A 13,720-nucleotide genomic window follows, 5' to 3' on the forward strand; every position below is an offset into this window, starting at 1 on the left:
TCGAGGTTAAATGCCTTTCATCGACGCAACAGACTTCAGGCAGGAGGCGCAAATGACTCGGACAGCCACAGTCAACTACCATGTTCACAAGCCCCACCGGCAAGCCTTTGAGCTTGATGCAGGAGGTATCGCAGGTAACCTGATTTCCCCCGAACTGGCCCCAAAATCTGTTGAGCTTACAGACATCCGGGCGACGGCCACGTCAGTCACATTCGCGTCTGACGGCGTAGAGTTCACGTCGCTGACAACGCAGGTCCAGAACTTTTCGGGTGACAGCTGGAAACACGCCTATGATGCCGAGTTGACGGCGATGCTTCAGGAAAAGTTGGGCGCGCGCGAGGTTGTGGTTTTTGATCACACCGTTCGAGTGGATGACCCCGATACGACGCGAAAGCCCGCTCGCAACGTTCATAGTGACTACAGCAAGGACGGGGCCGAGCAGCGCCTTGTGGATTTGTTGGGGGCTCAGACCGCCGCTGAATGGGCGCGGGGCCGCTATGCCTTTGTCAATGTGTGGCGCCCGGTGGAGCATCCGATCAATATAGCACCCCTTGGGTTTGTTCGCCCGTCATCTGTTGATCCGTCTGATTGGCTGCTTCTGGACCTGATCTATCCGAACCGCAAAGGGCAAATCATGGGGTTGGCGGCAAACTCGAACCATGAGTGGATTTACCAGTCCAAGATGACGCCGGGCGAAGTGGCGGTTTTCAACATCTATGACAATCGGAGGCTGCCGTCGATTGCCCATAGCGCGCTCGATATGGTCGAAGATCCAAGCATCTCCACCATTCGCAAAAGCATCGAGAGCCGCACATTGGTGCGCTATTAAAAGAGCCCGTGATGTTGGAAAAAATGCAGCCTACAGAGTTTGCCCAGATCAACGCGGCCTACAACCGGGTGTTCCGTCCCGGGCGGTTGAGCATCGGCCTTGTGCTGCCGCTCGAAGCATACACAGTCGGCGCAGAGCCGAAACTGCGGGGACATCTAAAGGCGGCTCAGAGGGCAGAAGAACTTGGGTTTGCGTCACTTTGGCTGCGCGACGTCCCCTTCAATGTTCCAAGCTTTGGGGATCCCGGGCAGGTTTTTGATCCATTTGTCTATCTGGGTGCGCTGGCAACGGCGACGGACCGGATCGCGCTTGGAACGTCGAGTGTCATTCTTCCTTTACGCCACCCTGCTCATGTGGCCAAGGCGGCGGCGACCGCAGATGTACTCTCGGGCGGGCGGTTGCTGTTGGGCGTTGCGTCCGGTGATCGGCCTGAGGAGTACCCGTCGATGAACCAGAGCTATGACGATCGCGGGGCACGTTTCCGCGATAGCTTTGACTACATCCGCGCAGTCGCTTCGGCCTTTCCCACGCATGAGAACGCGCAGGGCGTATTGTCTGGAGGGATCGACCTGTTGCCAAAACCGCATGGAACGCGCCTGCCGATGCTCATTACCGGCGGTAGCCAGCAAACGCCCGATTGGGTGGCGCAGAACGGAGATGGTTGGATGACATATCCGCGCAATGCTGCGGCTCAGGGTCAAGTCATCGCGGATTACCGCAGACGTGTGACGGCGGCGGGTCAACCGGATAAGCCTGTCATGCAATCGCTCTATGTCGATGTTGTTGTCGACCCCGCTGCACCACCAACCCCAATCCATCTTGGGTTTCAGTCTGGCACCGAGTTCCTTCGCAGTTATCTGCACGAGATCGAGGCGCTCGGGGTCAATCACGTCGCACTGAACCTGAGGTTCAATCAAGCACCCATCGACACAACCCTCGAACATTTGGCGTATACCGTTCTGCCTGACTTTTCTTAAAGGAACAGACCAATGACCAAGACTATTCTCATTACAGGTTCAACCGACGGCATTGGCCTGCTGACCGCAAAGAAGCTGGCTGCCGATGGGCAAAAAGTGCTCCTCCATGGACGCAGTGCAACCAAATTGGAGAGCGCGGCTGCTTCCGTCGGAGGCGATGTCGAAACCTATGCCGCTGATCTCAGCGATCTCTCCGCGGTTCGAAAACTCGCCGAAAGCGTACGGGCCAGACATGACAAACTGGATGTGTTAATCAACAATGCAGGTGTGTTGAAAGCCCCGCAAACCGTGCTGGAAAATGGTCAGGACATCCGCTTTGTGGTGAACACGCTTGCACCATATCTTCTGACCAAACTGCTGCTGCCGGTCATTCCTGCCGACGGGCGTGTCGTGAACCTGTCATCGGCGGCTCAGGCACCGGTGAACCTCAAGGCCATGCAGGGCAATGTGCCTCTGGCGGATATGGAGGCCTACGCCCAAAGCAAGTTGGCGATCACCATCTGGACCCGCGAATGGGCCAAATCGCTTTCGAATGCACCTGTGATGGTCGCCGTAAACCCCGGATCTCTTTTGGCATCAAAGATGGTGAAAGAAGGCTTTGGCCTCGCAGGGAACGATATGAACATCGGCGCTGACATCTTGATTGACGCGGCCTTGGGCGCGCGGTTTGTAGAGGCGTCAGGTGCCTATTTCGACAATGACAGTGCGGCCTTCGCCGATCCGCATGCCGCAGCGCTCGACAAGGGGCATGCTGCGGATGTCATGACCACCATCAGAACCTTGATCAGCCAGACCGGCTGACCCAAGCGGCGCGATCGCGCCAAGCACTTCCACTTTTACCTCCTCCCGCCCCCTCGCGCGTATCGCGTCGAGGCCCAAGAAAGGACTGTCTAATGAAGTATGAGAATTTTCAAACATTTGATGTTGCTGTCGAAAACGGCGTCGCCACGATCACGTTTAACTTTGGCTCTGTGAACGTGCAAGGCCAGGAAATGCTGGCCGACCTCAACAGTCTTGCCATGCGGCTAGAGCGGGACCGCGACACCAAGGTCGTGATCTTTCAATCCGCCAATCCGGAAATCTGGGTCTGCCACTACGACACCGACCTGCTCAAGGACATGTCGACTGAGGCCGTATCTCGCGAGGACGCACAGCTTTTGGATCTGCAGGCGGTCTGCGAGCGGATTAGCACGGTGCCACAGGCCACCATCGCAAAGCTGGAAGGGTTTGCACGCGGCGGCGGTCACGAATTGGCGTTGGCGCTCGACATGCGCTTTGCGGCGCGAGGAAAGTACAAGTTCATGCAAATGGAGGTTGGCATGGGCATCCTACCCTGTGGCGGCGGCGCCTCGCGCATGGCGCGCCAGACCGGCCTTGGCAAAGCGCTTGAGATCATTCTGAGCGCACAAGACTATGACGCGGACGATGCAGAGCGTCTGGGTACCATCAACAAGGCGCTAGAGCCGGATGAGATCGGCCCGTATGTGACTGCGCTGGCCGAACGGATCGCGAAGTTCCCGGCCGAGTCGATCAATGCCTGCAAGCAGATGGTCTATGAATCCATCGACAAACCCATTGATAAGGCGCTGAAGGCCGAAGCCTACTGGCTCTATCAGGCCACCAGCAAAACCCCGGCTGTCAAACGGTTCGCCATCGCGGATGAACAAGGTTTGGAACATGACATCGAAAACCAGCGCAAATGGGGCGATCTGGTGATGCAGGTGCAGGACATCAACTAACCCCCGAGGAAAGGTTACGTCAGCGCCCGCTGGCATGATATCAGAAAAGGACTATCCCAATGAAAGCAATGGTTCTAAAGACTTATGGACCCGACGCACCGTTCGAGCTGACAGAAATGCCCGACCCGGTCGCAACACCCGGACATGTGGTGGTCAAAGTGGCCGCCGTCAGCGTCAACACCGTCGACACGATGATCCAAACCATGGGCGCGGAGCTGCCTCTATCCCCCGCATTGCCTGCCGTTTTGGGCATGGACTTTGCTGGCACAGTTGTCGCTTTGGGTGACGGTGTGACAGATTTAGAGGTGGGTGATGAGGTCTATGGCTGCGCCGGTGGATTGCTGGACCTGCCCGGCTCGCTGGCAGAGTACATCAACGCAGATGCGCGCCTGATTGCTCAAAAACCTAAAACTCTGAGCATGCGCGAAGCCGCGGCGCTGCCACTCGTCGGTATCACCGCCTACGAAGGGCTGACCCGTGCCGGTGTCGGCAAGGGGCAAACCGTACTGGTTCAGGGTGGCACCGGTGGCGTTGGTCATACCGCTGTCCAAATCGCCCGCCACCTGGGCGCAACGGTCTCCGCAACAGGTCGCGGTGCCGATCAGATGTCTCTGATCGAGGGGCTTGGCGCGCGGCCCTTGGATTTCACAACGCAAAAGGTCGAGGACTACGTGGTCGAGCACACTGGCGGTGCGGGCTTCGATGTGGTGTTTGACAGCGTCGGCGGGCCGAACATGACGAACTCGTTCGAAGCGGCCAAGCTGAATGGCCATGTCGCGTCGACGGTTGCAATGGTTGAGCTTGATTTGACGCCAGCGCATTTCAAAGGTCTGTCTCTGCATGTCGTCTTCATGCTGATCCCGATGATGCACAACGTCGGACGACAAACCCATGGCGATATCCTGAGGACGTTGGCAGACATGGTAGATGCGGGCGCGCTCAGACCCATTGTTGACGACCAGAAGTTTGGGTGGGTCGACGTCGGTGCCGCTTATGCGCACCTTACAAACGGAGCTGCGGTCGGGAAGGTCGTCATAGAACTGTGATCTGAGCCCGCGAAGAGTGGTGCGCAACGATAATCTTGCGCGCTAATTCAAAATGGGCTGCAAATGATGCAACCTACCGTTCGGCTAACTGATCCTAGTGCTAATAGCGGCACAGGTTACCTTGGGTACGTAGCAGACCTCGGAGTATGCAACACAGGTCCCTGCCCCTGGAAAGCTATCAGCGCAAACGAGGGCGGGCCAGAGCCGCCTGCGCAAAAACATGGTGGGCGCTCTGCGTTATTATATGTTTAGGCGGCATGGCAGCCACATAAACCGCGTCAATTCAGCGCCGGAAGCTGCTGGAACTTCCGAGCAATGAAATCCGTGAAGGCCCGGACCCGTGCGGGTGGTGTGCGTGAGGGCGAGCGGACGGCGTGGATGCCCCATTCGGGCACCACGATATGATCCGGCAGAACCGTCACCAGAGCGCCGGAAGCAAGGTGCTCGTCAATCTCCCACCGGCATTTGCGTGCAATGCCGACGCCGGTCAGAGCGGCCTCGGTCACGGCTTCGGCCAGATTGGTGGCGAAATTGCCGGATACTTTGACCTCTTCGATACCGCCATCCGGCCCGCGTGTAACCCAGTTGCGCAGATCCGAACGGATCAGGCAGTTGTGCTGTTTCAGTTCGGCAGGCACCTGAGGGGTGCCGAACCGTTCAAGATAGGCTGGGGCGGCAACCGCGATACGCGGACTTTCCCCGATACGTCGGGCTTTCAACGTTGATGGCGCCAGGTCTCCCAATCGGATGGCGAGATCAAAGCCATTGTCCACGATGTCAAACGGCGCATCGCTCAGATGCAAGTGCAGTGAGAGCTTCGGATAGAGACCTAGAAACTCGGCCACGAACGGGGCCAGATACTTGCGCCCGAACGAGGCTGACCCCGCCACGCGCAACGTGCCGCTGATCGCCTGCGGGTCGCTTTGCAGGTCGGACAAGGCGTCCTCAACATCCTGAAGGATGCGCTTGGCATGGATCAGAAACGCCTCTCCATCCCCGGATAGCGAGACAGACCGGGTAGTGCGGTGCAGTAACTGGGTGCCGACAGCGGCCTCAAGGTCCTGAATGCGCTGCGAGGCGGCGGTGCGCGACAGACCAAGTTCGGTGCCCGCTTTGCCGATCGCCTCCAACTGGGCAACACGCACAAACAGTTCCAGAGATTTCAAATCGAAGTCCATTATCCCGAATTAGGGAATTGTGAAGCCGTAAACAAGAGGATTATCCGCACTGACCGGAGCCCTACCTTACGCCAATCCATCCCCCACGCGGATGGGCATCTTGCACGGACAGGAGATATCATGACCATCCGAACGTTCCTCTCAACGCTGGTGCTTGGCGTTGGTTTCCTCGCCAATCCGGCCTTTTCTGAGGCCACCGTCGAGGTGGTCAAACGCGCTGATGTGGATTTCATCCACCTGAACCCAGCCCGAGGTGATGCCAGCCCGCAGGCCGGTGTGCTGTGGGGAAACATCCGTGAAGACAACGCCAGCGGAGCGCTGATCTCCTTCGCAAGTGGCTTTCGCTCGCCGCCGCATATCCACAACATCACCTATCGCGGCGTGGTGATCGAAGGCACGGTACATAATGATGATCCTGACGCCGCCGATCTATGGATGGGACCGGGTTCGTTCTGGATCCAGCCTGCGGGTGAGGTGCATGTCACCTCGGTCGGCTCGGGCGGTGGGTTTGCCTTTCTGGAAATCCTGTCCGGCCCCTATCTGGTGCAGCCCTCGGACGAAGCGTTCGACAACAACGAGCGCCCGATAAATGTCGAGGCCCGCAACCTTGTGTGGCTCGACCCTTCCGATTTGACATGGCTGCAGCATACCGGCGAAGGCGCTGCCCCCGAAGTCGCTTTCCTGTGGGGCACGCCCGAGGCCGGAGCATTGAACGGCACGTTTCTGCGTTTGCCCGCCGGATACTCTGCCGAATTGCAGACCGGGGTGGATGAGCTGAAAGCCGTGGTGATCCAGGGCGATATTGCGCATGAAGCCGGGGATTTGTCCGCACCTACTACGTTGGAGCCGGGCAGCTATTTCGGTTCGGATGGCGTGGTTGCCCACACCCTGTCCTGCGAAGGTGATGCGGGCTGCGTTCTCTATGTTCGAACAGTCGGCACCTATCAGGTCGCCGAGGCACAATGAATCAATCGGCACCGTCTGTTTGAAGCCCGAGATGGCCGACCCGCAGCATTCCGCCTTCGCGCGTGAAGAGCGCGCGAACCTGACCTTTATGGTCCGGGGCCGAGCGTCGGTGCTGGCCCTGATGGCGATCTGGGTGGCGGTGGCTCTGCCAACCGAACGGTCGGTGCTGTATCTTGGGGTCATTCTGACCTTTCTGCTGTCGGGCATCGTTCCGCTGCTGATCGCGCGCCGGGGCTATGGCAGCAGCCTGCCGTATGCGTTGTGCTTGTTTCTGGACGCAGGGCTGCTGAGTTACATCCTCATTGTACCGAACCCCTATGGTCTGGATGGCTGGTCGCCACAGATGAACCTGCGTGGACCGGGGTTTTTGTACCTTGGTATCTTCCTGGCCTATATGTCGCTCAGCTACCGGCCCGTTCTTGTCATCTGGGCCGGAGTCGCGGCCATTCTGTGTTGGAGCGTGGGGTATTTCTGGGTAATCCGCCGCCCCGACACGGTGTTGTTCCTGTCGCGTGATGTGTTGGACGCAGGGCTGGGGCTTGAGGCCGCTTTGGACCTGGTTTTGGACCCGGCAGCGGTGGGAGTGGCGCGCTGGGTGAATCAGATCGTCTTCCTGAGCGCTGTTACTCTGATCCTGACCCTTGCAGTCTGGCGGTCGCGCAATCTGGTGCGCCGACAGGTGGCCGTCGAACGGGAACGCGCGGCCCTGTCGCGTTACTTCTCTCCGAACATCGTGAATGAGCTGGCCCAAAACGCACAGGCGCTTGATCAACCCAAGCTACAACCGGTCGCCGTGTTGTTCGCAGATATGAAGGGCTTCACTGAAATCTCTGAACAGTTGGCCCCGGTTGAACTCTTGGACCTGCTGCGCGCGTTTCATGGGCGTCTGGCCCGCCAGGCGATTGCGCATGGCGGGACCATCGACAAGTATATCGGCGACGCGATCATGGTGCATTTTGGTACTCCAGACCCAAAGGCGGACGATGCGGCGCTGGCGCTGACCTGCGCAACCCGGATGATCGAAGACATCAATGACTGGAACCATGCCCGCGATGCCGCAGGGCAGGAACCGATCGGCGTCGGGATCGGTCTTCATTTCGGCGAGGTCGTCGTCGGCAATATCGGTGACGCGCAACGGCTGGAATACACGGTTCTGGGTGATACCGTGAACGTCGCCAACCGTCTGGAAGAGCTGACACGCAGGCTGAAAACAACTCTGGTCACCAGCGACGCTCTGATCCAAGCGGTCCGGGACACGGGGGTCGAGCCCGCGGATATCGCACCGGATTTGACGAGCGGAGAATTCGAACCGATCCGTGGGCGCGCGACCCCGGTCAGGGTTTGGTCTACCAGCCGTGCTGAGTAGACAAAATCGAACAAAAATCGAGCCCGTCACACAAGACGGTGGCGTTCTCAACGAGCCGTAGATGGGCGTCAAAAATCATTGAGTTCGACACCCACATGATCTCTTCGGTGCATGTCAATGATATAATCGCTCGCTACCAGCGCGTCGTCATTTTTGGGTCCAAAGAATGGTCACAGCAGCAAGCACCGCGAAGAGGTTCTTTACTACACAATTTGTAGTCTGCGTCGCACGCGTTTTGCGGTTCAGGATACCAATGACCATTCTACGTGCGACCGCGCGCAGTAACATTGAGGTTACTTGTCTGATGCCATCGAAAGTTGCAAGAATAGGCATCTAAAATAGAACTTAGAGCGGACCTTAGGAGCGTTACAACAACTTGCGTGTTGCCGTAACCTCTCGACTGTTCGGGCTCTTTGCAGTCATTCTCTGCGCGTTGAATGAAGGACTGCTTGTTAATTTTTCGGTTGGAAAATTGCGGATTCTGGAGTCTCAAAAATTCAAAACTCGAAGTAGCTGATTTTGTTGGAACCGCAGTCTCACCATTAAGGTGATCCGACACTGGTTTTTTCAGGCTTCGCCAAGGGACTCTAACTAAGGTTTGCCGATCCAGAGCCGTGATTAGGCGGAGGTTTGTTTTGGGCAATAGTCTAGAAGGTTGCGAACCAACCTAGGGAAATTCCTATATTCTTCGCCTTTGTCGTTTGCGCGATTTTGATCTCAGCATTCAATCGAATGTGCAGCGGCACCTAAGTGCAAGGTTTCGCGTAAGAAATCGAAAGGAAAATAGGCTTTATGGAAGCTTTTAATGTTTTACTAGTTATTGCCTTTGTATTGGGCTCAATCTTCGTTCTGATGAACCAAGCCAAAAAAGCCAGGGAAATCTATGGTTTTAACATGGTTTTTAATTGGACGTTCGTTTTGGTTGTCCTCAGCCTAGGAACACTATTGTTCGGAGCTGTAATGAGCGACCCGAACTATGAATCCTACGACCCCTCAAATGCTTTGGTCCTGAAGATTGCCACTGTCGCGCTGGTTGCCGGTGCTGGGTTTGTCAACGTTCGGCGGTCGACTGTCGGCTTCGGAATTTGGTTCACATTTTTGCAGTATGTCGCGGCGATAGGCATCATTGTGCCGATCTTCATCATCTTTAGTCAAATCCGCACAAAGGGCGTGTTGTCAAACATGACGCGCTAAAAGCAGCCCTGCCCTGCCTAACAAGTGTACAGTAGGGTTTTTCTGAACTTGCGAGCCGATAATTTCCGTTTTTTTGGGGACATTGCTTCAGCCAATAGCATTGAGGATCAACATAGTGAACAGCTTTATGAAAAGGAGCCGGTGCCGAATATTTGGCGCTCGGACGAAATTCGGCCTCGCGTTACTCTTATCATTCATTTTTCTAGCCGCTTGTAAGCCAAAGGAAATCTCATTGCGGTATATCGGTTCAGTGAAAGGCAGTAGCTCTTTTTTGGGAATGAGCATGGAGAACTGCGTGGTGCGATTTGCGCTGGAAAACGGCAATTCAGAAATCATTCACCACCTGGGCTTTGAGGTCACTGTAATGGACCCTTTGGCGGCACAGGAACCTAAGTACGATATTTTCAAGGATAAGTGGACAGGTGGTCCAGGTAACGCGTATTCCAGTTCGGATCATGTGCGCTACGCCGACCTGCCAAGCGGGAAAAGCACGTTGTCTGTGGAGTTCCCAAAACAAGCCTGCGAAGCCTCATTCGAGGTTCACCTAGAAGACATAAGCTGTCGGATGGGTGAGGAAAACTGCGCAGAAGCCGTTGTTTACCAGAAGTGAGGCTTTTGATTGAAGTACGCTTGGACAAGCGAGGATAACTATGAAAATCGTTAGTTTTATGGCCATTCCATCCGTAGCTTTAGTGCTTGCCGGGTGTTGGGGGGACCGCGACAAATCTGCTTTTGTTGATTTTTGCCTAAGCATGGGGGCAAGTTCCAAAGGGTTCTGCACATGTCAATACGAACTGGCCAAAACCGATCTTGATCAGGAAATTTTTGCCATAGTTATGGCCGGTGCAAAAGGAGACCAAGTCGAAGCGGAAAGGCTTCGAAAAAAGGCTGGATTCGAAGGATTTCTGGATATGGCAGCCTTATCTATGATTTTGCTGAACTTTGAAAGCAAGACAAAGAAACAATGCGGTAGTTGACGTTCTGCCAGGTTTTGAACAACTGAAGGTATTTTGCACTCTTCGCCGCCTTTTCAGCGGAGACAGGAATTAGAAGCACCTCACCATTGTCACGCCCAGAAACGAGCCAACAATCCCAGCGATTTCCCTTTGATTTAAATAACTTGACGGACCGATCATTTCGACGTCAAGATGAACAGCATTGGTGAGTGGCATTTGTTAAGTGCAAAATGAAAAGAATTACTTACATCGATAAAGAAAGAACAAGTAATCTTCTTGAGTTTTCTGAAAAGCTGTCCAATGCAGCAACTGTTGATCTCGCTTGGTCGCACTATTCCGACGCTTTGTCTCAACTCGGAGTAAAAAGTGCGGTTTATGGCTTTTTCCCAAAGACCGTTGGCCGTTCGATTGCATCCGAGGTTGTCGCGATGTCGTCTCATGTCGAAGAGTTCAACAAGCTGTACCTTGACGAAGGTTACATTGATCACGACCCATTTGATCAATATGCATTGACCGAAGATTACCGACCGATCTCGTGGCGAGATCCCCGGGCAAAAAAGTACCAGACCGAAAAATCGGATTTCTTTCTGAACTCCATGAAAGAGTTTGGAATGGCCTATGGAATTACTGTTCCTGTTCGGGATGCGTCGAACTGGAAACTGGGCGGGACAGGCGTTTGCTTTGACGCTGAAAGCGACAAAGAAGGAGACAAGATTGTTGCCCGTGCGACCCCGCTGATTGAAAGCATCGCCATGCTGTTTCATTCCCGGGTGCAAGAAGGCGATATGATGCGGCAGTTTTTTCCACTTTCTTCCCGCGAGAAGGAGTGTTTGCTGTGGGTTGCCGCTGGTTTGACCAACAAGGAAATCGCTTTCAAGCTGTCCGTTTCAGACAAAACAGTCGAACTGCACATCAAGAATGCGGCTAGGCGCTTGAATGCGCGCAACAGAGCGCATGCAGTATCGCGCGCGTTAAGCTACGGTGTCATTGAGCCGTAAGATTGAAGCTATGCACCCCGCTTCCTTTGCGCATCCCGTACAAGTGCTGCGAGACGATAGAACCCATGCGCCATTTTGGTGTATGGCGTCAGCAGGAAGAATGTCAGGACTGAACCCAGATGGATCGCGAGCAGCTGGGGCATTAGAGACGTTGAGCCAAGAGCATAGAGAGCAAGCCCGCTGAACCCGACAAAACCAAGCAGTAGGATAAACGCAACATCACCTCCCCAAGCCGATGGGTCTCCGAGATCTCGGTCAGATTTTTGCTTGAGAAGCACCATTGCGCCACACCCGAGCGTCAGAAGAAACCCGCCGGAAATCCCAAACAGTTTCGGCAACGACCAGAACCCATACGGCGCGTGCAGACCAAAACCGTAATGCATGACCGTCGCGACCGAGGTCGATGCAAAGCACAGCAGAAACCCATACATGATGGCGTGGTGAACGTGCCGTCGACCCTGACTAAACCGGTCTTCATCCTCGAAATTGCATCCCTCACCATGGCCTGCTGCCAAATCCTGCATCTTGCCCGCACGTTTGAAAGCAGCCGTCAGATCAGACATCCGGATCGGTTTGCCACCGACCTCGGCCCAATAGCGCCGGAGGCTGATGGCTATGGTGAACAGAGGTAGCAGGAACGCGGGCGCAAAGATCGCGACCATCGCGTTATGAGACAGGACGGCGTAGAACCCCTCGCCTCCGCTGGACCCGATAGCGCGGATGGCCCAAAACAGCAGGGCAAATCCAATCACAAGTGCCAAGGCGATAACTCCGCCATGCGTATGGAACCGGCGCGCCAGCGGCTGTGGCCATGCAAAGCTTTCCCAACTGTCCCGCCGCACTTCGGCCAAGGCCTTGGGCAGGTTCAGGTCGAACTCGTGAGGAGCTGTGTACTGGCACGCGTAATAGCAGCCCCTGCAATTGTGGCAAAGGTTGGCAAGTTGGGTAATGTTTCCGTCCGAGAACGCGCGTTCTGCGTGAAGTGACGGAAAGACCGAACAATACCCTTCGCAATACCGGCAGGCATTGCAGATTTCGGCCTGCCGACGGGCTTCCTGTATCAGTTCAGTTTGCATAAGCGGCGGCCTCACGTCCTGCGATGCGTCCAAAAACGGTTCCGATGGTCATCCCAAACCCTGCCAGATACCCCTGCCCCAAAATAGATCCGGCCATGGTTTCCCCTGCCGCCCAAAGATTTTTGATCTTGCCATTTGGGGTCGAGCACTGCGCTGTATCGTCGACTTTCAGCCCAAGATAGGTGAAGGTCACGCCCGTGCGCAGCGAGTAACCGTAGAAGGGCGGTTCGGTGATTGGACGGGCCCAGTTGGTCTTGGGCGGGGTCAAGCCCGAGGTCGCCACTCCGTCCAATTCAGTCGGATGAAAGCCGCTGGTATCGCCGCAGGCTGCGTTGAACTCGCCAACTGTTGCCGTCAGCTTATCTGCCGGAAGGCTCATTACCCTGGCCAGTTCTTCCAAACTGTCTGCCTTCAGCGGCGGAAAAACAGACGGCATGAATAAGTTCAGCGACTTCGCGTCAATGATAACATAGCCTACCTGGTCCGGTTGTGCCGCGACCAGACGACCCCAGATCGCATAGCGCTTGGGCCAAACGTCCTCACCTTCATCGTAAAACCGTTCGGCGTTCTTGTTCACGACGATAGAAAACGGAACACAGTCCAGTCGGGTAACGATGCCACCGTCAAACTTCGGCGCACGCCCATCAATGGCAACGGCGTGGCACTGTGTAGGATCCCCGACGCTTTCGACACCTTGATCCAGAAGATCGGCCAAAACAACGCCTCGGTTATACGGAGTCCCTCTGATCAGGAAGTTCTTTGCGGGCTCTCCCCATGCGCGGGTCAGCCAATCGGTGTCGGCCTGAAACCCGCCTGAGGCAACAATGACGGCCTTTGGAGTGATGCGATGAGACTGACCTTCATAGGTATAATCTACCCATTCGACCTTATCGGCATTCAGTTCCAAATGCGACACGGCGGCCTCATACAGCACGTCAACGCCCAGACTTGCCGCTGTCCGGTAGTACGCGTTCACCAGAGACTTACCGCCCCCCATAAAGAACGCATTGGTCCGCGCCAAAGATAAAGTTCCCGACAAAGATGGCTGAAAGCGAACCCCGTGCTCTTCCATCCAGGGCAAGCATTCCTCGGAGGTACGAATTGCGAGACGCGCCAGATGTTCGTCGGTTTTGCCGCCGGTGACTTTCAGCAGATCCGAGAGGTATTCGTCTTCGCTATACTCCTCGACCAATGGCCCCAAGGGTGCCTTGTGCATGCAGCGAAAGTTGCGGGTGTGGCGCGAGTTTCCGCCGCGATAAGGTTTTGGCGCCGTCTCAAGGATCAGAACGCGGGCGCCGGCCTCGGCGGCTGTCATTGCGGCGCAAAGGGCTGCGTTACCGCCCCCGATCACAACGATATCGTAAGCTTCCTTCTGGGTGGCCATATCCTGTCTAC

The 13,720-nt window shown here is 55.7% G+C and carries 14 protein-coding genes; 11 read left to right on the plus strand and 3 right to left on the minus strand.

The features are described from left to right. Positions 1-52: 52 nt before the first annotated feature. From AC2FNU_RS08445 to AC2FNU_RS08465, 5 genes are all read left to right on the plus strand, one after another. A complete protein-coding gene (locus AC2FNU_RS08445; protein WP_496787120.1) occupies positions 53-829 on the plus strand; it encodes a CmcJ/NvfI family oxidoreductase in 777 nt (258 codons plus the stop codon). An 11-nt stretch (positions 830-840) separates the two neighbouring features. After that, positions 841-1,806, plus strand: a complete 966-nt coding sequence (locus AC2FNU_RS08450) for an LLM class oxidoreductase (RefSeq protein ID WP_496787125.1) — start codon at positions 841-843, stop codon at positions 1,804-1,806. 12 nt (positions 1,807-1,818) lie between these two features. After that, positions 1,819-2,607, plus strand: a complete 789-nt coding sequence (locus AC2FNU_RS08455) for an SDR family NAD(P)-dependent oxidoreductase (RefSeq protein WP_496787129.1) — start codon at positions 1,819-1,821, stop codon at positions 2,605-2,607. A gap of 92 nt (positions 2,608-2,699) precedes the next feature. After that, complete coding sequence (locus tag AC2FNU_RS08460) at positions 2,700-3,545, plus strand: enoyl-CoA hydratase/isomerase family protein (RefSeq protein WP_496787133.1); 846 nt, start codon at positions 2,700-2,702, stop codon at positions 3,543-3,545. 59 nt (positions 3,546-3,604) lie between these two features. Next, positions 3,605-4,591: a zinc-dependent alcohol dehydrogenase family protein gene (locus AC2FNU_RS08465; protein ID WP_496787137.1), complete on the plus strand. Its 987-nt coding sequence runs from the start codon at positions 3,605-3,607 to the stop codon at positions 4,589-4,591. 278 nt (positions 4,592-4,869) lie between these two features. On the opposite strand, the gene AC2FNU_RS08470 is transcribed toward AC2FNU_RS08465, so the two are convergent. Next, a complete protein-coding gene (locus AC2FNU_RS08470) occupies positions 4,870-5,769 on the minus strand; it encodes a LysR family transcriptional regulator (RefSeq protein WP_496787140.1) in 900 nt (299 codons plus the stop codon). 120 nt (positions 5,770-5,889) lie between these two features. On the opposite strand from AC2FNU_RS08470, the gene AC2FNU_RS08475 reads away from it, so the two are divergent. The 6 genes from AC2FNU_RS08475 (at position 5,890) to AC2FNU_RS08500 (ending at position 11,249) form a co-directional block, all read left to right on the plus strand. After that, positions 5,890-6,735 carry a DUF4437 domain-containing protein gene (locus AC2FNU_RS08475; RefSeq protein ID WP_496787144.1) on the plus strand — a complete coding sequence of 282 codons (846 nt, stop codon included), beginning with the start codon at positions 5,890-5,892 and terminating at the stop codon, positions 6,733-6,735. Positions 6,736-6,766: 31 nt separating this feature from the next. Further along, complete coding sequence (locus tag AC2FNU_RS08480; protein WP_496787147.1) at positions 6,767-8,101, plus strand: adenylate/guanylate cyclase domain-containing protein; 1,335 nt, start codon at positions 6,767-6,769, stop codon at positions 8,099-8,101. A 792-nt stretch (positions 8,102-8,893) separates the two neighbouring features. Continuing rightward, complete coding sequence (locus AC2FNU_RS08485) at positions 8,894-9,295, plus strand: hypothetical protein (protein ID WP_496787148.1); 402 nt, start codon at positions 8,894-8,896, stop codon at positions 9,293-9,295. Positions 9,296-9,572: 277 nt separating this feature from the next. Further along, entirely contained in the window at positions 9,573-9,905 is a 333-nt protein-coding gene (locus AC2FNU_RS08490; RefSeq protein WP_496787152.1) for a hypothetical protein, read from the plus strand. Positions 9,906-9,945: 40 nt separating this feature from the next. Continuing rightward, on the plus strand, positions 9,946-10,272 hold the full coding sequence (locus AC2FNU_RS08495) for a hypothetical protein (protein ID WP_496787154.1): 327 nt from the start codon (positions 9,946-9,948) through the stop codon (positions 10,270-10,272). Positions 10,273-10,460: 188 nt separating this feature from the next. Then, the gene (locus tag AC2FNU_RS08500) at positions 10,461-11,249 is read left to right on the plus strand and encodes a LuxR C-terminal-related transcriptional regulator (protein ID WP_496787159.1); all 789 of its coding nucleotides are present in this window, start codon (positions 10,461-10,463) and stop codon (positions 11,247-11,249) included. A gap of 8 nt (positions 11,250-11,257) precedes the next feature. Here the strand turns inward: AC2FNU_RS08500 and tcuB are convergent, their stop codons facing one another. Further along, positions 11,258-12,325, minus strand: a complete 1,068-nt coding sequence (gene tcuB, locus AC2FNU_RS08505) for a tricarballylate utilization 4Fe-4S protein TcuB (RefSeq protein WP_496787162.1) — start codon at positions 12,323-12,325, stop codon at positions 11,258-11,260. Continuing rightward, positions 12,315-13,709, minus strand: a complete 1,395-nt coding sequence (gene tcuA, locus AC2FNU_RS08510; RefSeq protein WP_496787164.1) for an FAD-dependent tricarballylate dehydrogenase TcuA — start codon at positions 13,707-13,709, stop codon at positions 12,315-12,317. The genes tcuB and tcuA overlap by 11 nt, the downstream gene beginning before the upstream one ends. Positions 13,710-13,720: the final 11 nt, after the last annotated feature.

The organism is Ruegeria sp. BHSB064, from assembly GCF_059613205.1.